This is a genomic window from Anaeromassilibacillus sp. An172 (assembly GCF_002160515.1).
Classification (GTDB): Bacteria; Bacillota; Clostridia; order Oscillospirales; family Acutalibacteraceae; genus Limousia; species Limousia pullorum.
The window spans coordinates 1-19,796 of the sequence record NZ_NFKS01000024.1 but is presented as its reverse complement, the minus strand read 5'-3'; the positions used below and the strand labels follow the sequence as shown (position 1 = coordinate 19,796).

The 19,796-nt window shown below is 40.4% G+C and carries 18 protein-coding genes; 2 read left to right on the top strand and 16 right to left on the bottom strand.

Annotation, left to right across the window (positions count from 1 at the left end):
* Nucleotides 1-3 precede the first annotated feature (3 nt).
* The 16 genes from B5F08_RS10480 to B5F08_RS10405 form a co-directional block, all read right to left on the bottom strand.
* Nucleotides 4-2,217, bottom strand: a complete 2,214-nt coding sequence (locus tag B5F08_RS10480; RefSeq protein ID WP_087379036.1) for a RelA/SpoT family protein — start codon at nucleotides 2,215-2,217, stop codon at nucleotides 4-6.
* On the bottom strand, nucleotides 2,204-4,261 hold the full coding sequence (gene recJ / locus B5F08_RS10475) for a single-stranded-DNA-specific exonuclease RecJ (RefSeq protein WP_087379034.1): 2,058 nt from the start codon (nucleotides 4,259-4,261) through the stop codon (nucleotides 2,204-2,206). The genes B5F08_RS10480 and recJ overlap by 14 nt, the downstream gene beginning before the upstream one ends.
* 74 nt (nucleotides 4,262-4,335) lie before the next feature.
* On the bottom strand, nucleotides 4,336-6,000 hold the full coding sequence (recN, locus tag B5F08_RS10470) for a DNA repair protein RecN (protein ID WP_158096286.1): 1,665 nt from the start codon (nucleotides 5,998-6,000) through the stop codon (nucleotides 4,336-4,338).
* Between the two features lie 30 nt (nucleotides 6,001-6,030).
* Entirely contained in the window at nucleotides 6,031-6,480 is a 450-nt protein-coding gene (gene argR / locus B5F08_RS10465) for an arginine repressor (protein ID WP_087379030.1), read from the bottom strand.
* A gap of 2 nt (nucleotides 6,481-6,482) precedes the next feature.
* Nucleotides 6,483-7,355 carry an NAD(+)/NADH kinase gene (locus B5F08_RS10460; RefSeq protein ID WP_087379028.1) on the bottom strand — a complete coding sequence of 291 codons (873 nt, stop codon included), beginning with the start codon at nucleotides 7,353-7,355 and terminating at the stop codon, nucleotides 6,483-6,485.
* A gap of 26 nt (nucleotides 7,356-7,381) precedes the next feature.
* The gene (locus B5F08_RS10455; RefSeq protein ID WP_087379026.1) at nucleotides 7,382-8,182 is read right to left on the bottom strand and encodes a TlyA family RNA methyltransferase; all 801 of its coding nucleotides are present in this window, start codon (nucleotides 8,180-8,182) and stop codon (nucleotides 7,382-7,384) included.
* A 46-nt stretch (nucleotides 8,183-8,228) separates the two neighbouring features.
* Nucleotides 8,229-10,100, bottom strand: coding sequence for a 1-deoxy-D-xylulose-5-phosphate synthase (dxs, locus tag B5F08_RS10450; RefSeq protein WP_087379024.1), 1,872 nt, complete (start codon nucleotides 10,098-10,100; stop codon nucleotides 8,229-8,231).
* A 103-nt stretch (nucleotides 10,101-10,203) separates the two neighbouring features.
* Complete coding sequence (locus B5F08_RS10445; RefSeq protein WP_242968420.1) at nucleotides 10,204-11,076, bottom strand: polyprenyl synthetase family protein; 873 nt, start codon at nucleotides 11,074-11,076, stop codon at nucleotides 10,204-10,206.
* A 24-nt stretch (nucleotides 11,077-11,100) separates the two neighbouring features.
* Nucleotides 11,101-11,313, bottom strand: coding sequence for an exodeoxyribonuclease VII small subunit (gene xseB / locus B5F08_RS10440; protein ID WP_158096285.1), 213 nt, complete (start codon nucleotides 11,311-11,313; stop codon nucleotides 11,101-11,103).
* A gap of 5 nt (nucleotides 11,314-11,318) precedes the next feature.
* The gene (gene whiA / locus B5F08_RS10435; RefSeq protein ID WP_087379020.1) at nucleotides 11,319-12,284 is read right to left on the bottom strand and encodes a DNA-binding protein WhiA; all 966 of its coding nucleotides are present in this window, start codon (nucleotides 12,282-12,284) and stop codon (nucleotides 11,319-11,321) included.
* Between the two features lie 29 nt (nucleotides 12,285-12,313).
* Nucleotides 12,314-13,180, bottom strand: a complete 867-nt coding sequence (gene rapZ / locus B5F08_RS10430) for an RNase adapter RapZ (protein ID WP_087379018.1) — start codon at nucleotides 13,178-13,180, stop codon at nucleotides 12,314-12,316.
* A gap of 80 nt (nucleotides 13,181-13,260) precedes the next feature.
* On the bottom strand, nucleotides 13,261-14,178 hold the full coding sequence (murB, locus tag B5F08_RS10425) for a UDP-N-acetylmuramate dehydrogenase (RefSeq protein WP_087379016.1): 918 nt from the start codon (nucleotides 14,176-14,178) through the stop codon (nucleotides 13,261-13,263).
* Between the two features lie 39 nt (nucleotides 14,179-14,217).
* On the bottom strand, nucleotides 14,218-15,189 hold the full coding sequence (gene hprK, locus B5F08_RS10420; RefSeq protein ID WP_087379014.1) for an HPr(Ser) kinase/phosphatase: 972 nt from the start codon (nucleotides 15,187-15,189) through the stop codon (nucleotides 14,218-14,220).
* A gap of 188 nt (nucleotides 15,190-15,377) precedes the next feature.
* A complete protein-coding gene (locus tag B5F08_RS10415) occupies nucleotides 15,378-15,965 on the bottom strand; it encodes a Ger(x)C family spore germination protein (protein WP_087379012.1) in 588 nt (195 codons plus the stop codon).
* Nucleotides 15,962-17,020 (bottom strand): hypothetical protein, encoded by a 1,059-nt coding sequence (locus B5F08_RS10410; protein ID WP_087379010.1) that lies wholly within the window; start codon nucleotides 17,018-17,020, stop codon nucleotides 15,962-15,964. Before B5F08_RS10410 ends, B5F08_RS10415 begins: the two co-directional genes overlap by 4 nt.
* Nucleotides 17,017-18,474 (bottom strand): spore germination protein, encoded by a 1,458-nt coding sequence (locus tag B5F08_RS10405; RefSeq protein ID WP_087379008.1) that lies wholly within the window; start codon nucleotides 18,472-18,474, stop codon nucleotides 17,017-17,019. Before B5F08_RS10405 ends, B5F08_RS10410 begins: the two co-directional genes overlap by 4 nt.
* A gap of 117 nt (nucleotides 18,475-18,591) precedes the next feature.
* Between B5F08_RS10405 and B5F08_RS10400 the strand changes: the two genes are divergently transcribed.
* Together B5F08_RS10400 and B5F08_RS10395 are read left to right on the top strand one after the other, a co-directional pair.
* Nucleotides 18,592-19,272 (top strand): DUF421 domain-containing protein, encoded by a 681-nt coding sequence (locus tag B5F08_RS10400; RefSeq protein WP_087379006.1) that lies wholly within the window; start codon nucleotides 18,592-18,594, stop codon nucleotides 19,270-19,272.
* Nucleotides 19,269-19,649 (top strand): DUF4363 family protein, encoded by a 381-nt coding sequence (locus B5F08_RS10395; RefSeq protein WP_087379004.1) that lies wholly within the window; start codon nucleotides 19,269-19,271, stop codon nucleotides 19,647-19,649. The genes B5F08_RS10400 and B5F08_RS10395 overlap by 4 nt, the downstream gene beginning before the upstream one ends.
* Nucleotides 19,650-19,796: the final 147 nt, after the last annotated feature.

Below are 19,796 nucleotides of genomic sequence, written 5' to 3'. Positions count from 1 at the left end.
ATATTATTTTCTTGTAATTGATATTGTTCCGTTGATGTTGGAAAGTCTTGCCACAATAGAGTTAATGTGGTCAATGCTCTTAACATCTATGGTAAATGTTATGATTGCTCTGCCGTCATTTAGTTCATGTGAATTTAGGCTGTGTATAGACAAATGCATTGCTGAAATATGCACAGCCAAATCTGCAAGATATCCTGTTCTGCCGTCGCAGAGAATTTCAATAGTTCCGTGGAATGTATCCTTTACGCTGTCGCTCCACCTTGCTTCTACCCATCTTTCAGGCTCTTCAGTCTTTGAAATGTCCTTAGGCACGTTGGTGCAGCTGCATTTATGGATTGATACACCGTAACCACGTGTTATAAATCCGATTATATCGTCGCCTGGAAGAGGATTACAGCATTTTGAAAGCTTAATCAAAACATCGTCCATACCCTCAACAATAATTCCGGAGCTGATTTTCTTTTTCTTTTCCGGCTGTTTTTCGAGAATTTCGTTTATGTTATCCTCTTCGGTTTTCTTGTATTTTTTAGAGTATTCCTCTTTTATTCTCGGCATAAGCCTCCAAAGCTGTATGCCTCCGTATCCTATTGCAGCATAGAAATCATCCATTGTATTGCAATGCTGCTTCACCATCATCTTTGCGAAAAATTCCGGAAGTTCTTTTTCCGGTATATACATCATATTCTTTCGGAATTCCTTTTCAAGCTCTGCTTTTCCTTCAAGAATATTTTCATCTCTTTTTTCATGCTTAAACCAATTTCTTATCTTGGTTCTTGCCTGAGAAGTTTTTACAATTTTCAGCCAGTCTCTTTTTGGACCGCTTCCCTCTTTTTGTGTGAGAATTTCAATTATCTCACCGTTCTTAACCTGATAATCAATAGGAACTATTCTTTTATCGGCTTTAGCACCTATCATGCTGTTTCCTACTCCGGAATGTATGGCGTAAGCCATATCTATTACAGTTGAGCCGGCAGGAAGTGAAATAACATCACCCTTCGGTGTAAATACATAAACCTCGTTAGGGTCAAGGTCGTTCTTTATGGTTTTAATAAGGTTTGTGGAGTCGGCTTCCTGAAGCTGACTTTCTATCATCTGTCTTATTTTTTTAAGACTTTCATCAAGGCTGTCGCCTTTTCTCTTTCCTTTAAGTCCAAGCTTATATTTCCAGTGGGCTGCAATACCGTATTCAGCTGTGTAATGCATTTCCCATGTTCTTATCTGGATTTCAAAAGGTATTCCTCTTTTATCTATAACTGTTGTATGCAAGGACTGATACATGTTTGACTTTGGTGTGGAAATATAGTCCTTAAATCTGTTTGGAAGTGGCTGGAAAAGGTCATGCACAACTCCCAAAACATTGTAACAGTCGTTTACAGTATCAACAATTACTCTGACTGCATATATATCAAAAATCTGGTCAACCGTCTTGCCTTGCATATAGGTTTTTCTGTATATACTGTGAACACTCTTAATTCTGCTGCTTACAAAGACATTAGGAATTATCTCCTCGGTTTTCTTTTTGATTTTCTGAGTTACATCATTCAAAAATTCTTCTCTCTGGTCTGCTGTAAGAGCAAGCTCCTGTTCTATCTCCGCATATCCTACAGGGTCAAGGTAACGAATTGAGTAATCCTCAAGTTCCTCCTTTACCGCCTTAATACCGAGACGATGAGCAATAGGCGCATACACCTCCATGGTTTCACGGGCTTTATCACGTCTTTTTTGGTCTTTCATACACTCCATAGTACGCATATTATGAAGTCTGTCGGCCAATTTAATGATTATTACCCTTATGTCATTCGACATAGCTATAAGCATTTTTCTGACGTTTTCCGCCTGCTGTTCCTCTCGGTTGGAATAGGGAATTTTTGATATTTTGGTAACCCCGTCAATGAGGTTTGCAACGGTTTCTCCGAAAAGCTTTGTAACCTCTTCTATAGTGACCGGTGTATCCTCAACCACATCGTGGAGAAGTGCCGCCACTACCGAATCGGTATCCATTCCCAATTCCACCAAAATACAGGCGACTGATGTGGGATGTAAAATGTACGGAACTCCCGAAACACGTTTCTGATCCCCGTGAGCTTCATCAGCAAACTTATACGCCTTTTCAATTTTTTCCAAATCATATTGATTTCCCTGTGTTATGCTTTTTTCGATTAAAGCTTTTAACTCCTCGAAATCACGATAACAAGCTACTTTGTTAAGTCCACCCATCACTACGCACCTCCGATAATCTTTTGATGGAAAGGGAATCCGATAAATTCACTTTTCCTTGTATACTGTTAAGATAAATCCTTTCAGATTTATCGCTTCTTTCAATGCTGATAAGATTAAGCTCTTTCATCACGTCAAGAATCAGACAAAGCTTTCCGAAAGTTATGCATTTTCCAAGTCCGCAGTACAATATTTCCTTTCCTCCGAAAACACCTCCTGCTTCCCTTATATATCTGTATACCTTAGCAAACTCTTCCCTTGTGGGCATTAAATAGCTAAATGTATTGTCATCAGCCTTTTGTGAGGCCACGAAATTTTCATATATTCTGTAAGATTTAATAAGCTCGCTGTAATCAAGATTTTCAGGTCTTACATCTACAGCTATTATTGAAACGCTCCCTCCGGAAAATTCGCTTATATCAAGCTTAACGGCGAAGTCGGCAACATCTCCTCTTTTAAAAGGAAAATCCTCTTTAGCTGTAAAGAATTTCATTATATTTACTCTTGTGCCGTTCTTTTCTGCCGTTATTCTAAGATGCTTGTTTTCCGAAAGTGATTTTACATCCACAATTCTCATGGAATAAAGACCAAACACCGGTGTTGGGTTACCTGCACCGTATGGCTCCAAAACTTGCAGCTGTCTTATAAAGTTTACGTTTATTCCGGCAGGATTAAGCTTGCAGTCAATGTTCAAAGTGTCCATAGGCATTTCATCAAGGCTTAAAGCATATTGGTTTATGGCCTCTCTGAAATTTTCAACCTGTTCTCTCTTAATACCCAAGCCTACAGCCATTGGATGACCTCCGCAGTGGGTAAGATATTCACTGCATGCAAATACAGCGTCACACAGTGAAAATCCGGCAACACTTCTTCCCGAACCCTTGCCCGTATCACCTTCAAAGGTTATAACAATCACGGGCTTTCCGAAAAGCTCTTTTATTCTCGCCGCCGCAATTCCGATAACTCCCTGATGCCAATTGTCGGACTCAACCACTATAACCGGCATTGCAAAAATTCCCGGTCTTTTTTCCTGTTCTTTAAGTATTTCATCTATAATTTCTTTCTCAATAGACTGTCGTTTGTTGTTGTCCTGAGAAAGCTCTTTTGCTATTTCTTCGGCTTCCTGCATGTCATCAGTCATCAATAGATTTACTGTTTCAAAGGACTCGCCCAGTCTGCCTCCGGCATTTATTCTGGGAACAACCGAAAAAGCAAGACTTCCGGCAGTAATCTTTTTTCCTGAAAGTGAGGAAGCTTCTATAAGTGCGTTAATTCCGTAACGCTGAGAATTTCTAATCAAATTCAATCCGTGTTTTACGATGGTTCTGTTTTCGCCTCTCAAGGGAACTATATCCCCTATTGTTCCTATTGCGGCAATGTCACAGTAGTTGTCCAGTATTTCTTCTTTGTCCATCTGTCCCTGTTCCATTGCAAAAATCAATTTTAAGACAACACCCACTCCGGACAGTTCTTTAAACTTTGAGGGACAGTCTGTTCTGTGCAAATCTACCACAGCTACAGCATTTGGCATTTCCTCTGAGACAGGCTTATGGTGGTCGGTAATGACCACATCCATGCCCAGCTCATTTGCCAAGTCCACCTGCTTATGGGCGGCAATTCCGTTATCCACGGTTATTATAAGGTCTGCGCCTTTTTCATGTATTTTTCTTACTGCATCGTCGTTCATTCCATAGCCTTCGTTTTCCCTTGAGGGTATATAGTAGAAAACGTCGGCTCCTACTGTTTCCAGATAAGTGCAAAGCAACGCAGTGGAGGACACTCCGTCTGCGTCGTAATCACCGTAAACACATATTTTCTCATAGTTATCCAAGGCCCTGTTGATTCGCTCCACAGCTTTATCCATATCCACTGCGTCAAAGGGATTTTCAAACCCCGTATCATCTGATAAAAATTCCATGATGCTTTCCTTTGTATTGAAGCCTCTTATCATGAGAATATAAACAATAAAAGGAGGCAGTCCGCACTGAGCAGACAGCATTTCTGCCGCCTTTCTGTCTGCACTTGCAACAAGCCAGTTTTTCATGTGGACACCTCCTGAAAATCTAAATGTATAATATATCTATTTTATTCTTTTTTCACACGTTTGTCAAAACAAATTTACAAATTTTTGCCTTCTTCAATAAGTTTTTTAGCGTGTTCCAATGCCGTTCCGCCTACTTCAGCACCTCCGATTAGTGCGGCAAGGGATTTTATGCGGTTTTCATCGTCCAGCTTTGTAACCTCAGTATATGTTCTTTCGCCGTCTGTTGACTTTTTGATAAGGAAATGTATGTCTGCAAGGGCGGCAATCTGAGGCTGGTGAGTAACACAGATAACCTGTCTGTTTTTTGAAACCTGTTTCAGCTTCATGCCGACTTTCTGGGAAGCGGAACCGGAAATACCTGTGTCAACCTCGTCAAATATCAATGTGCCGGTGATATCGTTCTTTGAAAGTACGGTTTTTATCGCCAGCATCATTCTTGAAAGCTCGCCGCCTGAGGCAATCTTTGAAACCGGCTTCGGCGGTTCACCCGGGTTTGAGGATATCAAAAATTCAACCTTATCCCAGCCCTTATCATTGAGGGGAACTTTCTCCACTGAAACCTCTATTCTTACGCCTTTCATATTCAAAAAGGCAAGCTCTTTTTCCACCTCTTCCTTGAAAATTTTACCGGCTGCTATTCTCTTTTCTGTGAGCTTTTCCGCTGTTTTGGTAACCTTTTCAAGGGCTATATCATAATTTTTCTGAGCTTCTTTTCTGGTGTTTTCAAAATTTTCCAGCTGGAAAAGCCTTTCTTCCGACTTTTCCAGAAAAGCAATCATTTCTTCTTCGCTTTCTCCGTATTTTCTTCTGAGCCTGTAAAGCAGGTCCAATCTTTCTTCAATTTCATTTAATCTGTAGGGGTCAATATCTGCGTCATCTATAAGAGCTTCTATATCCTCGGAAATGCTCCTCAATTCGTAATAAACGTCCGTAAGTCTTGAGGAAAGCTTTTCAGCCTCCGGCATGTAGCCGCTGACTACGGAAAGCTGTGAAGAAGCTTCGTCTGCAAGCTCGCAGGCTCCTTTAAAATCTCTGCCGTCAAGCATCATTTTTGAGTCAGCCAAAGCGTCCCTTATTTTTTCGCTGTTGCTAAGCTTAATTTTTTCCGCTGTAAGCTCGTCAAATTCCCCTATTCTGAGCTGAGCGTTTCTCAGCTCCTCAACCTGATATGTGAGAATGTCCGTCTCCCTCATTCGCTGGGCTTCGTCAGTCACATTCTCCTCAAGTATTCTTTTATACTCTTTATATTTATCAAATTCTTCTTTATACTGTTTCAGCAGTTCTTGGTAATCACCCATTGAATCAAGGTAACCCAAATGTCTGCTGTCGCTCATAAGCTCGTAGCTTTCGTGCTGACCGTGTATGTTTATCAAAAAAGGAGATATGGCTTTCAATACAGACAAAGGAGCCGGCATACCGTTTATACGGCAAGTACTTCTGCCGCTTGAAAGTATTTCACGTGTTATTATAAGCTCTTCGTCACAGCTGAAACCGTACTCATTGAGCATTTCCTCACATTCTTTTGGAACCTGAGAAAACTCGCCGGAGACAACTCCCTTTTGACATCCTGTGCGTATCAAATCTTTGGAGGCTCTGCCGCCTATTACGCAGTTTATGGAATCAATAACGATACTTTTTCCCGCTCCGGTTTCACCGGTCATTATATTAAAGCCTTTTTCAAACTCGATTGCGGTCTTTTCTATAACCGCAATGTTTTCGATATATAATGTGTCAAGCACGATAAATCACTCCTGCTATGGATTTTATCCTCAGCCGTTATATTTTTTAAGTTCCGCCGCCAAGCTTTGAGCCGCTTCGTTTGAACGGCAGGCAACAAAAATTGTGTCATCGCCGGCAATGCTTCCCAAAATGGAATCAAACTTCATTGTATCAAATCCAACGCACACCGCCTGCGCCATACCTGTTGATGTCTTTATAACAACAAGGTTTCCGGCATAGTCCACGCTGGTGACGGAATTTCCAAATAGACTTTGAAAATTATTTTTTATATCCACAATATTTGAAACGCCGGCGGTATATTTATACCTGCCGTCGTGGGTCATGGTCTTTAAAAGTCTAAGCTCTTTTATATCCCTTGAAACCGTGGCTTGTGTTACATCAAAACCACTGCTGCGCAAATATTTCAGCAGTTCTTCCTGGGTTTCAATGGAATGTTCGTTTATAAGCTTTAGTATCCTTTCATGTCGTCTGTTTTTCATTGTTATTCACTCCTGGGCAGTTTCTCTTTTAAAAGCCTGTAAAAATTTTTATCTTTCAGGTGTATCATGGACAGATACACACTTGAACATTTCACCGTTATTATATCATCGTCTAAAATTTCTTCAGATTCCTGTCCGTCAATGGTTAAAAAACCGGTGCTGTTGTCGGGGGAATGTACTTTTATTGAGAGCTGCGCTTTGTCTGACAACACCACAGACCTTGAAAACAGAGAGTACGGACACAGAGGCGTCATTATCAGACAGCTCATATTTGGGTCAACTATAGGCCCTCCGGCAGAAAGTGAATAAGCCGTGGAACCTGTAGGAGTTGAAAACAACACTCCGTCGCCTCTGTAGCAGCAGAAGTTTTCTCCGTTTAAGGAAACTTCCATATCTATTATCCTTGAAAGACCCTCTCTTGAGATAACCGCATCGTTTACTGCGATAAAAGTCTTTTCACGGTCACCTTTTTTCACGCATACATCAAGGAGCATCCTTTTCTCTGTATTATAATCGGATACAATTATTTTTTTAAGTTCTGAAATCTCGTAGGTTTCAAGCTCGGCGGCAAAACCCACTCTGCCCACATTTACGCCCACAATAGGTTTTCCTGCCAGAGCGGCGTGCTTTGCCATATGTATTATGGTTCCGTCTCCTCCAACAGTGACCGCAAAGTCGCACCATCCGGCAAGCAAGCTGTGATTTTCAAAACACTCAACATTCGCCGCAAGCTGCGGGTCAATACTTTCCATTGTTTTCGCATTTTGACGGTTCATACCTACCTCAACACCGTCATCAGAAAACATTTTGATTATTCGGGCAGCGCATTTTACCGCTTCAATTTTTTTATCGTTTACTACAAGAGCCAGTTTCATCTTATTCTTCCTTTGGTTTGATAAATTCAATCAAGACTTTTGTGTGAAATCTCCACCAGTTCTTCCGCATTTGTCTTTGCAAAATCCTGAGGATCCTCACTTTTTCTTATGTGTATAAGGTATTCAATGTTGCCCTGAGGCCCTTTAATAGGTGAAAAATCAGTGTGCAGCACATCAAATCCATTGTTAAGACAAAAGTCGTAGATATCTTTCACAACCTCCACATGAACCTTGCTGTCTCTTACAACGCCTTTTTTTCCTACCTTACCTTTTCCCGCTTCAAACTGTGGCTTAATAAGACAAACCGCCTCGGCGTTTTCTCCCATAAGCTCACGTGCAACAGGAAGCAAAAGCTTTATTGAAATAAATGATACATCCATGGAAAAAAAGTCAATAACATCGGGAACCTCTTCCCTTGTGACCTTTCTCATGTTGGTTCTCTCAAGGTTTACTACTCTTTCATCATTGCGAAGCTTCCAGGCAAGCTGACCATAGCCCACATCCACTGAATAGACTTTTACCGCTCCGTTTTGAAGCATACAGTCGGTAAATCCGCCGGTAGAAGCTCCGATATCCATACATATTTTTCCGCTGAGGTCAAGGTCGAACTGCTCCATGGCTTTTTCAAGCTTTAAACCTCCACGGCTTACATATTTAAGTGTCTGACCTCTAAGCTCGATACTTGCATTTTCATCGTAAGTATCGCCGCATTTATCGGCCTTTTGATTGTCAACATATATCTGTCCCGCCATGATTACGGCTTTCGCCTTTTCACGGCTTTCAGCCAAGCCCTTCTCACATACGAGAATATCAAGTCTTTTTTTCATACCCTTTTTTTACTTCCTTTATTCCGGCATTTTCTATATCAGAATTTTAATTATTAAAAAATCTGTCCATTACAAGTTTTTCAACAGACTGGCTGTCAAGTCCCAGACGGCAAAGCAAGGAGTTTACTTTTCCGTGAGGAACAAATTCATCTTCAATGGCACGGATTATATATTCACCTTTATAGTCTCTGCTTTCAAGATTTGAAAGGAATGTTTCGGCTATACCGCCGCTTAAAATTCCCTCTTCAAAGAAAGCAATCTTTTTAAATTTCACAGCGAACTCAATAGCTTCCGGATTTATCGGCTTAATTCTGCAAAGCTTCAAAATACATACGTCTTTATTGTGATTTTTCTTTAAAGCTTCTTTTGCAAGACAGACATTTGAAAATTCTCTTCCGTATGCAATAAGCAAAACTTCGCTGTTTTCGTCGCCATAAATGTTGTAATCTTCATTTACATCCACTAAATCCTTTGGACGGTAAAGCTCTCCGCCTCTTGGATATCTTACAGCCGCAACACCCATATCATAGTACATTGCCCTGTTCAGAGAAAGGCCAAGTCCCTCAAAATAGCAGGGAGAATATATTGTTGCTCCCGGCACTGAATTGAGAAGGCTTACGTCGAATACTCCCTGGTGGGTTTCTCCGTCCTCGCCTACAACTCCTGCTCTGTCTATAGCCAAAACTATATGGAGCTGCTGAGCTGCGGCATCGTGAAGTATCTGGTCATAGCTTCTTTGTAAAAATGTGGAGTACACGGAAAATACCGGCATCATGCCCTTTGAAGCAAGTCCGCAGGCAAAAGTCACCGCATGTTCCTCTGCAATACCCACATCAAAAAATCTGTTTTTATAGGTCTGTGCAAAGTTATTAAGTCCTGTTCCTGATTTCATTGCGGCAGTTATTGCGCAGATTGTTCTGTCCTCTTTTGCCGCATCTGTCAAATAATCCCCGAATACATCGGAAAATCCAACTCCACTTGACAAAGGCTCTCCTGTTTCAACATCAAAGCTTCCTATACCATGGAAGTTCTTCGGGTCATTTTCTGCATACTGATAGCCTTTACCCTTTTTAGTAACAACATGCAAAAGCACAGGAGAGGTCATTCTTTTTGCCGCCTGCAAAGCTTTTTTTAGCTCGTCCATATCGTGTCCGTCAACGGGACCGTAATAGGTAAAGCCCATGCTGTCAAAAAATGTATCCTTATAAATAAGTCGTTTTAACTTTGATTTGCTCTTTTGCAGGTGTTTTTTCAGGTAGCCTCCCACAACAGAAAAATGTGAAAGTCCGCCTTCAATATATTTCTTCACCCTCAGATACCATGGCTGTATTCTCATATTGCTGAGATATCTGGCTATGGCACCCACGTTATGAGAAATTGACATTTTGTTATCGTTGAGGATGACGATAAAGTTTCTGTTAAATCTGCCTGCATTGTTTAAGCCCTCGTAGGCAAGTCCACCTGTCAAAGACCCGTCTCCTATTACCGCTATTGTATAGCTGTTATCGCCCAAAAGGCTCTTCGCCTGAGCAATTCCATAAGCGGCAGATATAGACGTACTGCTGTGACCTACATTAAAAGCGTCGTGCTTGCTTTCGCTTCTTTTAGGAAAGCCTGAAAGTCCGTTTTCTGTTCTTATTGTGTCAATCTGTCCCAATCGACCGGTCAGAATTTTATGGGTATAGCTTTGATGGCCTACATCCCATATAATACTGTCCTTCGGTGAATCAAAAACATAGTGAAGCATCACTGTAAGCTCCACTACTCCCAGATTAGGAGAAAGATGACCGCCGTTTACAGATACGGTTTCAATAAGCTTTTCACGTATCTCTTCACAAAGCCGGGTAAGCTGTTTGTCATCGAGGTTTTTAAGGTCCTGTGGAGAGGTGATACCATTTAGAATTTCATATGATTTCATGGTCTTTTCCTCACTTAATATCAGAATGAATCACCGCCTATATTTTGCGGCAATTTCTCTGTAAAAGTTCATTATAACAGATTTTTCCTTTTCAGGCAAGATTTTAGTTAGTTCTGTTAAGCAGACTGTATGCAAAATCTTTAAGCTCTTTTGTATCGCCTTTAAATCCGTCGAGAGCCTTTACCGCCTTATCTGTGGCTTCCTTTGCAAGTTCTCTGCATTTTTCTATACCCAAAAGGGACACATATGTGGATTTATCGTTTTCCTTGTCGCTCCCGATAGGCTTTCCAAGTTCCTGGGAAGTTGAAATCACATCCAGCATATCGTCAACTATCTGGAAAGCAAGTCCTATATTGTCGCCGTATTCCCTTGCAAGGGCTATTGTTTCCTCGTCGGCTCCGGCGGCAATACAGCCCATCTCACAGGCAGCTTTTATAAGCGCACCTGTTTTCTTCTCGTCCATTTCCCTGAGTATCTCTATTCCGGCTTTTTTCTCTTCATAGAGTATATCTATCATCTGACCGCCGCACATTCCCACGGCTCCGCAGTAATTAGCAAGAGTTCTTGCAGCCTTTACGCATGCATGACTTCCACAGATCTTCTCCGCTTCCTCTGACAAAACTGTTTCAAAAGCAAGGCTCTGCAAAGCGTCTCCGGCGATAATTGCAGTGCTTACACCGTAAACTATGTGGTTTGACAGCTTTCCTCTTCTCATGTCGTCGTTGTCCATATCCGGAAGGTCGTCATGGATAAGTGAATAGGTATGAATCATCTCCACACCGCAGGCAAAAGGAACAGCCTTTTCCGGATTTTCTCCGCAGGCTTTGCAAAATTCCAAAGCAAGACAGGGTCTTACCCTTTTTCCGCCTGCTTTAAGGCTGTAATCCATAGATTCCATCAAAACGCCTTCTGTGCAGTCCTTTGACGGCAAATATTCCTGTAATTTATTTTCTATCAATGATAAATACTCAGTCACGTTATTTCCCCGCTTTCCGAAACATCAATCCTTGTCAACAACTTTGATAACGCCCTTTGCCTGTTCAAGCATTTCATTGCAGGCGTTTAAAATCTCGCTGCCTTCTTTATAAAGCTCTATATTTTTTTCAAGAGTCACTTCGCCCCCCGACAGCTGTGCCACTATCTCCTCAAGGCGTTTGCATCCCTCTTCAAAAGTAAATCCTTTATCGCTTTTTTTCTTTTTTTCTGCCGCCATCATTTTCACTCCTTATCTTCCACGGAGCCTGCTCCGCTGATTGACTGGGCAATTTCCATGATTTTTTCAAGCCTGTGGTTTACACCGCTTCGGCTTATGGGAGGTGTGAGCATTTCTCCCAAACCTCTCAGTGAAAGCTCCGGATTTTCCATCCTTATTTTTGCAATCTCCTCAAGCTCCGGAGGAAGTGCGTCAAGTCCGCAGCTGTTTTCGATTATTTTTATGGCTTTCATATGCTTCAGATAGGCGTTAGCGGTCTTTTTTATATTGGCAACCTCTGAGTTGCTCAACCTGTTTACGCTGTTTCTAAGCTCTTTTATATTCTTTTCTTCTTCAAATTTCTTTAAACTTTCTTCGGCGCCGGCAAGCTTCAAAAACTCGTGTATTTGTGAGCTTTCCTTTATGTATATAACATACACGCCCGAACGCTGGATAACCTTTGGCTTTATGGAATAGTCTCCGGCATCCTCTATTATTCTGCACAAATCTGTGCAAAGACTTTTTGTTGAAACAATAAATTCAAGGTGATAGGTTTTTGCAGGGTCTGTCACAGAACCGCAGGACAGAAAAACTCCTCGCAAAAAGTCCGATACTGTATCATCGTCAATATTTGCCATATTTATACGCAGGTTTATCTGTGACCTGTCATGACCGAATTTTTCAAAAATTCTCAGACATTCATCTGTATTTACCACCCTGACAGTATAAAGCCGTATTTCATTATTTTTTGTTTTTAAAGACCTTATAGTATCAATAATCGGAGGAGGTGAAAAAAGTCCTGTGAGAAAATTTACAAATTTCCCCGCCGTTGCACGGCTTTCAGTTGCAAGACTTATTTCATTAAAGGAAAACTTTTTTCCAAACAGCAGCATTCCGTAACACTCCGCCACTGTTCTTTCAACAGCCAAATTATCCTCCGGATTTATCTGCAAAGAGCAAAGCTCTTTTTTTACATCTGACGAAAAAGACATTAGTTACCTCTGGTGAAAATATTTAAGTTTTAAGGCTTCCATATATCACGGTGATGAATACCGCTTCTGTATCCGGCCTCGGTAAGCTTTGTATTGAGATAGCAGGCAATAGTTACGGAACGGTGCTTTCCTCCCGTACAGCCGACCCCAATAACCAGTTCGCTTTTGCCCTCTTTTCTGTAAAGAGGCAGAGTGTATTTCAAAAACTCCAGATATCTGTTTGCCATCTCCACGGATTCCTCAAAACCCATAACATAGCTTCTGACCGGTTCATCAAGGCCGGTCTGTTTTTTAAGCTCATCTATGTAAAAGGGGTTTGGCAGACACCTTACGTCAAGCAGCAAATCGGCTTCAAGTGGAATACCGTATTTAAAACCGTAGGACATACAGGTGACAATAAGCCCGTCTTTGACATTTTCCAAAAACAATGTTGCCACACGCTCACGCAGCAGCTTCAGCGACATGTTTGTGGTGTCTATAATGTAATCTGCGTTGGCTTTTATCGGTTTTAAAAGCTGTTTTTCAAGCTCTACCGCATCTTTAATTGTTATGTTTGAGTACAAGTCCGTCAATGGGTGCTTTCTTCTTGTTTCCTTATAGCGTATAAGAAGTGTATCGTTTTTGGCGTCCAGGAAAAGAATTTTTACATTTTTTCCCTCCTTGCGGAATTTGCTCAGCTCCTTTACAAGGGTATCAAACACGTTTCCTCCTCTTACGTCTATAACCACAGCAACACGCTTCATTCTTTTGTCAGAAGTTGTGTTGCACAGGTCATAAAGAGTAGAAAGCAGCGCAGGCGGTATATTGTCCACGCAGTAAAATCCTATATCCTCCATCATATGAAGCACGTTTGTTTTTCCGGCTCCTGATGAACCGGTTATAATCACAAATTCCATTTACACTCATTCCCTTTGACTAACTTCCCGATTTAAAAACCGCTTTTCTTCTCAGCGGTTTTAATCAATAAATATATAAATCATTCCACGATTATCAATTCTCTTTCCAGCTGATAACCTGTTTCATCTTTAACGGTTTTCTGTATCAATTCTACCAGGTCGCAGACATCCTTGCAGGTTGCTCCGCCCTTATTGACAATAAAACCTGCGTGTTTTTCGCTTACACATGCGCCGCCAACGGAAGTTCCTTTCAGTCCGCACTGTTCAATCAGTGTTCCGGCAAAATTTCCCTCCGGTCTTTTAAATACACTTCCGGCGCTTGGGTATTCCAAAGGCTGTTTAGAGGTTCTTCTGTTCATAAAGTCTGTCATTTTTGCCTTTATGTCCTCTTTATTGCCTTTTTTCAGTTTGAAAACGCAGTCTAAAATAGTCCACTTGTTTTCTTTATAGATACTCTTTCTGTATCCGAAATTAAAATCATTTTCTGACAAAGTCACAACCTGACCGTCCTGTGTCATGTGACGGCAGGTTTTAAGCACATCTTTTATCTCTCCGCCGTAAGCGCCTGCATTCATAAACACAGCTCCCCCGACGGTTCCCGGTATTCCCCAGGCAAACTCAAGACCTTCAAGAGAGTTTTCAAGAGCAAAGGAGCTGAGTTTTGCTAAAGTTACACCGGCTCCGCAGGCTATTGTATCCTCTGAAACAAGTCTTATATCTTTAAATTCTCCGCCCAGTGTAATCACTGCGCCCTCTATCCCCTTGTCACTGACAAGAAGATTGCTGCCGTTTCCCAGCAGCATATATTTTAATTTGCTTTCCTCAGCCCAAGAAACCAATTTTTTCAGAGTTTCAACGGTTTTTGCTTCCACAAAAATTTCCGCCGGTCCTCCTATTTTAAAAGTGGTGTGCCTGCTCATGGGCTCATCCATAAGCAGGTCACAGCCACATTCAAGGGCTTTCTCGCAAAAAGTATTTTTTATCTGAGAATCTGTCATAAATCCTCCTAATAATAATTAGAATATTAAAATTTTGGATTATGCCTTCCAGTTTGTGATAATTTTTTTCTTATGAACCTCTGTTGGGGTAACATCCATACCCAAGCTCTGCAAAAGCTCCTGAGCTCCGTTGTAGCCCATTTTCTTCTGACGGTTATTCATGGCAGCAACTTCAATAATGATAGCAAGGTTTCGTCCGGGCTTAACAGGGATAGTCAAAACAGGAACATCAATTCCAAGTATCTCCATGTACTCATTTTCAAGACCCATTCTGTCGTAAACCTTTGTGCTGTCCCAAAGCTCCATATTTATAACCATGTTGATTTTCTCTGTAAGCTTTACAGCACCCATACCGAAGATTCTGCGGGCATTTATAATACCAACGCCTCTAACCTCGATAAAGTGTCTGATATTGTCAGGAGATGAACCAACCAGAGAAGTTTTTGAAACTCTTCTTATTTCAACGGCATCATCTGCAATAAGACGATGACCTCTTTTTATAAGCTCAATAGCTGTTTCGCTTTTACCAACACCGCTGTCGCCTATAAGCAAGCAGCCTTCGCCGTATACCTCAACCAAAACTCCGTGTCTTGTAATTCTCGGAGCAAGCTCAACGCTGAGGAATGATACAAGTGAAGCGGAAAGAGATGATGTTGAATCAGGTGAGCGAAGCACCGGAATATCGTAAAGCTTTGCTGTGGATAAAATCTCATCCTTTTCCGGAAGGTTTCTGGCGATTATAATTGCCGGCGGCTTCAGCTTGAAAAGATTTTCAATCACATGTCTTTGCTGTTCGCTGCCGAAACGTGCAAGGTATGAATATTCGGTTTTACCGAAAATTATAATTCTTGTTTTATCAAAGAAATCAAGATACCCCGTAAGAGCAAGACCGGGTCTGTTGACATCCATTGAACTTATCTGAATATTTTCATAGTCATCCGGAAGAAATAACGGCTCCAGCGACAACTCTTTAACAACTTTTGTAAGCGGAACTTTAAACTCAACAGGCATAATAACACCGACCTTTTCTAAAATTTATTATAAATTATCAGTCTTTATTATACCTCAAAGCAATATTTTTTTAAAGCCTTTTATTGTATAAAAATAAAATTTTTTTGAAAATCTCTCTAAATTCGTTGAATTTTTAGTTTTTCATTGACACATTAACAAAAAATATGACGTTATTTTTGTATATTTTTTCAGATTGTTCTGGTTCCTTTCTCAGAAAGTCCCTCCTCTTCTATGGTAAATACAGGGAAAATATATTCATATAATTCCTCTTTTGAGGCTTTTTCCGCTTTAAAAAGTCCGGTTGTCTTTTTGCGGTTCTTCGCATTGTATATTTCTATAAAATCCACGATGTGTTCCGATGTTATCTTTTCTTCACGGATATAATCAAAAGCTTTATCGTCGGCAAAAAAGAAAACGCAGTCCTTTCTCCATTCATAATCAGCCGACATATCTTTAAGAACTTCTTTTACCTGTTCTGAATTAAGATTGTCCGATAGAATAACATATTTGTTTTGACCCGGAAAAGGCTTTTTTGCCGTCACTTTCTCCAATCCGTCAAATGCTGTTTCCAAATTTTCCGCCGTAACCGTTATATATTCCTGGGTAATCTCTTCCTCTTCATAAAGAGGCACTGCAAAGGTATATTCAAGCTGTCCGCCCGATTCATTTACAAAAACTCCCTCAATTATCGCCTTTTCGTTTACTTCTGTTATTGCGCAGGAGGAAAAGGAAAGCACCAGCATAAAAGCTATAAAAGAAAGATAAACCTTTTTCATTTTGTCCCTCCTGTTACCGACCTTTTAAAAAATACCGCCGCAACCACCGAGATAAGCACAATTCCAAATATAATTCCATATGCAAAAATATCCGCTCTGAGCTTTAAAAATTCATAGAGAATTTCACTTATGACAAAAGTCAGCAGGCAAAAAACGATACTGCTCTTTCTGCTTCCGCTTCTTTCAAAAAGTGAAGAAAACCCTATTGCATATCCCGAAAGCTCTAAAAATACAAAGGCTGTTCTTACTATAAAGAATAATCCGTCATTTTCCTCAATTACGCTCATTCCCGAAAGCTTTGAAAGAGCGTAAAGAGGGTTATTCTCCTGAAGTGAAAACACACCGAGACAAACAATTACAAAAACAACTGAAATAATCGCAGTAAGATAATAAATTAAAAGAAAACCTGCGGCAGAGCGTCTGTTGTTGCCTTTAGATTTTTCTGAAAGGATTATACAAAGAGGCAAAGCGCTCAACCCTGAAATCAAGTACACAAGTGAACTTAAAACAGAAAAAATTCCCGTTTCAGAAAATCCTGCAACAGTGCCTTCATCAATGCTGATTTGAGGAATTAAACCGATAAACAGCACCGTAAGCAAAATCACGCAGACAGTAAATATAATGCCGTTTGCTCCGCACATAGCTTCAAGGCCTTTACAGCTTCCGTAAAGAACACCGCACATTGTAAGAAATATAAGGATTACAGGTGATACTTCCTTATTGATACATTCAGAAACAAAATCCGTATACCTCATAACCGTTATAATGGCGGCAAGAAGCAAAAATACGCTTAAAACGTATTTATAAACAATAGCTGATGAGGGCAAACCTTTTTTCAGAGCTTTTGATGTGTCGCTTCCATAGTTATCAAAAAGCTTAAAGGCAAAGCACATAATAACTGCGGATATCACAAAAACAAAAGGCAGAGCTAAAATTATCCCGTAAGCCGTCACTCCTTGAGGTAAATGGGCAAAAAATCCGAAAAAGGCAGAAATCTGCACCACCGCCATAAAAAGATAAAAGCTAAAAGAACGAACATTTCCTTTTAATCTCATTGCTCTTCATCAGCTCCTTTGACATCTTGAATTTTCAAAACCTTTTTAGCAAGCTTTTTCCAGCTTGCCCTTATAAAAGTGTCACGCATCGCCCAGGGCATAAAAGGCGCAAAAGGCGAAGCGTAAGGAACACCGAAGCTGTTTTTTCCGCAGAGATTTAAAAGCATAACAAATGATACAAGCACTATTCCCCACAACCCCAAAATACCTCCGCATATTATATACACAAGTCTTAAAATTGTTATACAGGGGTACAAATCCGGTATGGTGTAGGAAGCGATTGCCGCTATTGCCACAACCATAAGTGTCGGAGAACCTATAATTCCGGCGCTTACGGCAGATTCGCCTATTACAAGTGCGCCCACAATACCAACCGCATGTCCTAAAGGTTTTGGTATTCTCAATCCTGCTTCTCTCATAATTTCATATATAAAATGTATAAGCAAAACTTCCAGCATCAGCGGCAGAGGTGTCTGTGTAACAGAGCTTACTATTTTTGAAAGTATTCCAGGCGGAAAAAGCTCCGGATGAAAGGTTGCAAAAGCCACATAAAGTCCGGGGATATAGATAGCCGCAAGAAAAGAGATATATTTTAAAATCCTCGTAAAAGCGGCGTAATATGGTCTGTTGGAATAGTCATCAAAGCTCTGAAAGTTTTCAATAAAAAGCTTCGGTACATAAAGCACAGAGGGCGAACCGTCAATCATAATTGCAATTCGTCCTTCCGTGATTTTTCCGCATACTGTATCCGGTCTTTCAGAAATTCCCACACCTGTAAACAGAGATTTTTCCTCATTTTCCTCTAAAAAAGGAACAAGATATCCCGCCGCCAGCACTGTTTCCAAGTCGCATTTATTAAGTTCCTCTTTCAGCTTTTTTAAAATCTGCTTTGAGGTTCTGTCTGAAAGATAACATAAACATATTTGAGTTTTTGAAAGTGTTCCCACGGTCATAGTTTCAAACACAAGCTTAGGGCTTTTTATTCTTCGTCTGATAAGGGTCATATTTATTCTCAGAGGTTCTACAAAGCCTTCCCTGGAGCCTCTCTGTATGGTTTCTCCGGATGGTTCGGATACACTTCTGAAAGAAAAACCCTGCAAGCCTATTGCCAACATATTTTCGCATCCGTCAACGGCAATTATTGCAAACCCCGACATAAGCAGTGTAAGAAACATTTCCGTGTCCTTTACATCCACCATTTCCGAGGCTGTTATAACAGAGGTTTTTATAACTTCGAGGAGTTCACACCCATTGTCACTTCTGTATCTGCATCCCATAATGGGGTTTATAACGGAAATTGCCAAGGTTTCCTTGTTGCACATTCCCTCCATTGTAAAGACGGCGGCATTTTTCCCTTTAGGTGTGTTAATCTTAAACTCCCTTATGGTAAAATCCGCCGAAGAAGAAAACATCTCCTTAAAATCCAAAATATTTTTTTTAAGAGATTTATCCATATACATCACCAATAAGAGCATTGGCAATTTTTACTGTATTATACTTTTTTTGTATCTGTTTACAAGGAATAAAAATAAGGACAGCGGGAATAATACATTGGAAAAAGGAGGAATACCATGTTTATTTCCGCTGTCAGATCTGCGCTGATATATGTTTTTATAATAGCCGCCATGCGCATAATGGGAAAAAGGCAAATCAGCGATATGCAAACCTCCGAGCTTGTAATAACACTGATAATTTCCGATATTGCCGCAATACCTCTCCAAAACACTTCCCAACCTCTTTTAAGCGGCATTATTCCAATACTTGTGCTTATGTCCATGGAGATAATATTCAGTGTGATTATGCTGAAAAAGAGCAAATTCCGCAAGCTTATCTGCGGAAGTCCTGTACTTCTTATTGAGGACGGAAAGCTTTTAGAAAGTCAGATGAAAAGGCTTAGAATAAGCACCGAAGACCTTTGCGCTCAGTTAAGGCAGTTAAATATTTTTTCACTAAACGAGGTTCAGTACTGTATCGCCGAAACTAACGGCTCAATAAGTGTTCTTCAAAAGCCTCCCTACAGAACTCCAAACTGCGCACAATCAAAAATCAAAACAAAAGATGACGGCATAGAGGCTGTGGTTATCAACGACGGGGAAATTTTAAGCAATTCCTTAAAGCTGTGCGGCATGAATGAAGAAATTCTTTTAAAAAGACTTTCAGAGCTTAAACTTAGAAAGGAAGATATTTTCATACTTACTGCGGACAAAAAGAAAATAACTTCAATAATCCTGAAAGAGAGCAAAAACATATGAAGAGAATTTACCTTGCCGTAATTTTTTTGATTTTCACAATTGCCGCCGCTTTTTTTGAACTGTATGTTGTTTTCAATCCTGCAAATGAAAGTATACGCCTTATTGAACAGGCAACAGAGCTTTGCAGAAACGACCAAACTTCGGAAGCTGTAGAAATCTGCCACGAGGTTTCCGACCTTTGGACTAAATCCAATCCCACAATAAATATGTTTATCCAACATGAAAAAACTGTTGAGATTTCATCTGATATAAAAGAAATGACATTCTGCCTTGAAAACGGTGAAGAGTTTGATTTCCTTCTGACAGCAGAAAAGCTCAAAGAGGATTTAAAAACCATAATGGACAACGAACTTCCGCATATTTCAAATATTCTTTAGGAAAACAAACAGCAGCCCGACTTTCATCGGACTGCTGCTGTTGTTCATAATAAAGATTCTCATTATCCGCTGTTTGCGGATAATTTATTGAGATTATTTATTTGCAATAATTGTCTGAATCAATGATACATCGTATATTGAAATTTT

What these genes read in the sequence shown, in the direction of transcription:
- B5F08_RS10480 (WP_087379036.1), bottom strand. Translation starts at nt 2,217, where the DNA reads ATGGGTGGACTTAACAAAGTAGCTTGTTATCGTGATTTCGAGGAGTTA.
- recJ (WP_087379034.1), bottom strand. Translation starts at nt 4,261, where the DNA reads ATGAAAAACTGGCTTGTTGCAAGTGCAGACAGAAAGGCGGCAGAAATG.
- argR (WP_087379030.1), bottom strand. Translation starts at nt 6,480, where the DNA reads ATGAAAAACAGACGACATGAAAGGATACTAAAGCTTATAAACGAACAT.
- B5F08_RS10460 (WP_087379028.1), bottom strand. Translation starts at nt 7,355, where the DNA reads ATGAAACTGGCTCTTGTAGTAAACGATAAAAAAATTGAAGCGGTAAAA.
- B5F08_RS10455 (WP_087379026.1), bottom strand. Translation starts at nt 8,182, where the DNA reads ATGAAAAAAAGACTTGATATTCTCGTATGTGAGAAGGGCTTGGCTGAA.
- dxs (WP_087379024.1), bottom strand. Translation starts at nt 10,100, where the DNA reads ATGAAATCATATGAAATTCTAAATGGTATCACCTCTCCACAGGACCTT.
- xseB (WP_158096285.1), bottom strand. Translation starts at nt 11,313, where the DNA reads ATGGCGGCAGAAAAAAAGAAAAAAAGCGATAAAGGATTTACTTTTGAA.
- whiA (WP_087379020.1), bottom strand. Translation starts at nt 12,284, where the DNA reads ATGTCTTTTTCGTCAGATGTAAAAAAAGAGCTTTGCTCTTTGCAGATA.
- rapZ (WP_087379018.1), bottom strand. Translation starts at nt 13,180, where the DNA reads ATGGAATTTGTGATTATAACCGGTTCATCAGGAGCCGGAAAAACAAAC.
- murB (WP_087379016.1), bottom strand. Translation starts at nt 14,178, where the DNA reads ATGACAGATTCTCAGATAAAAAATACTTTTTGCGAGAAAGCCCTTGAA.
- hprK (WP_087379014.1), bottom strand. Translation starts at nt 15,189, where the DNA reads ATGCCTGTTGAGTTTAAAGTTCCGCTTACAAAAGTTGTTAAAGAGTTG.
- B5F08_RS10415 (WP_087379012.1), bottom strand. Translation starts at nt 15,965, where the DNA reads ATGAAAAAGGTTTATCTTTCTTTTATAGCTTTTATGCTGGTGCTTTCC.
- B5F08_RS10410 (WP_087379010.1), bottom strand. Translation starts at nt 17,020, where the DNA reads ATGAGATTAAAAGGAAATGTTCGTTCTTTTAGCTTTTATCTTTTTATG.
- B5F08_RS10405 (WP_087379008.1), bottom strand. Translation starts at nt 18,474, where the DNA reads ATGGATAAATCTCTTAAAAAAAATATTTTGGATTTTAAGGAGATGTTT.
- B5F08_RS10400 (WP_087379006.1), top strand. Translation starts at nt 18,592, where the DNA reads ATGTTTATTTCCGCTGTCAGATCTGCGCTGATATATGTTTTTATAATA.
- B5F08_RS10395 (WP_087379004.1), top strand. Translation starts at nt 19,269, where the DNA reads ATGAAGAGAATTTACCTTGCCGTAATTTTTTTGATTTTCACAATTGCC.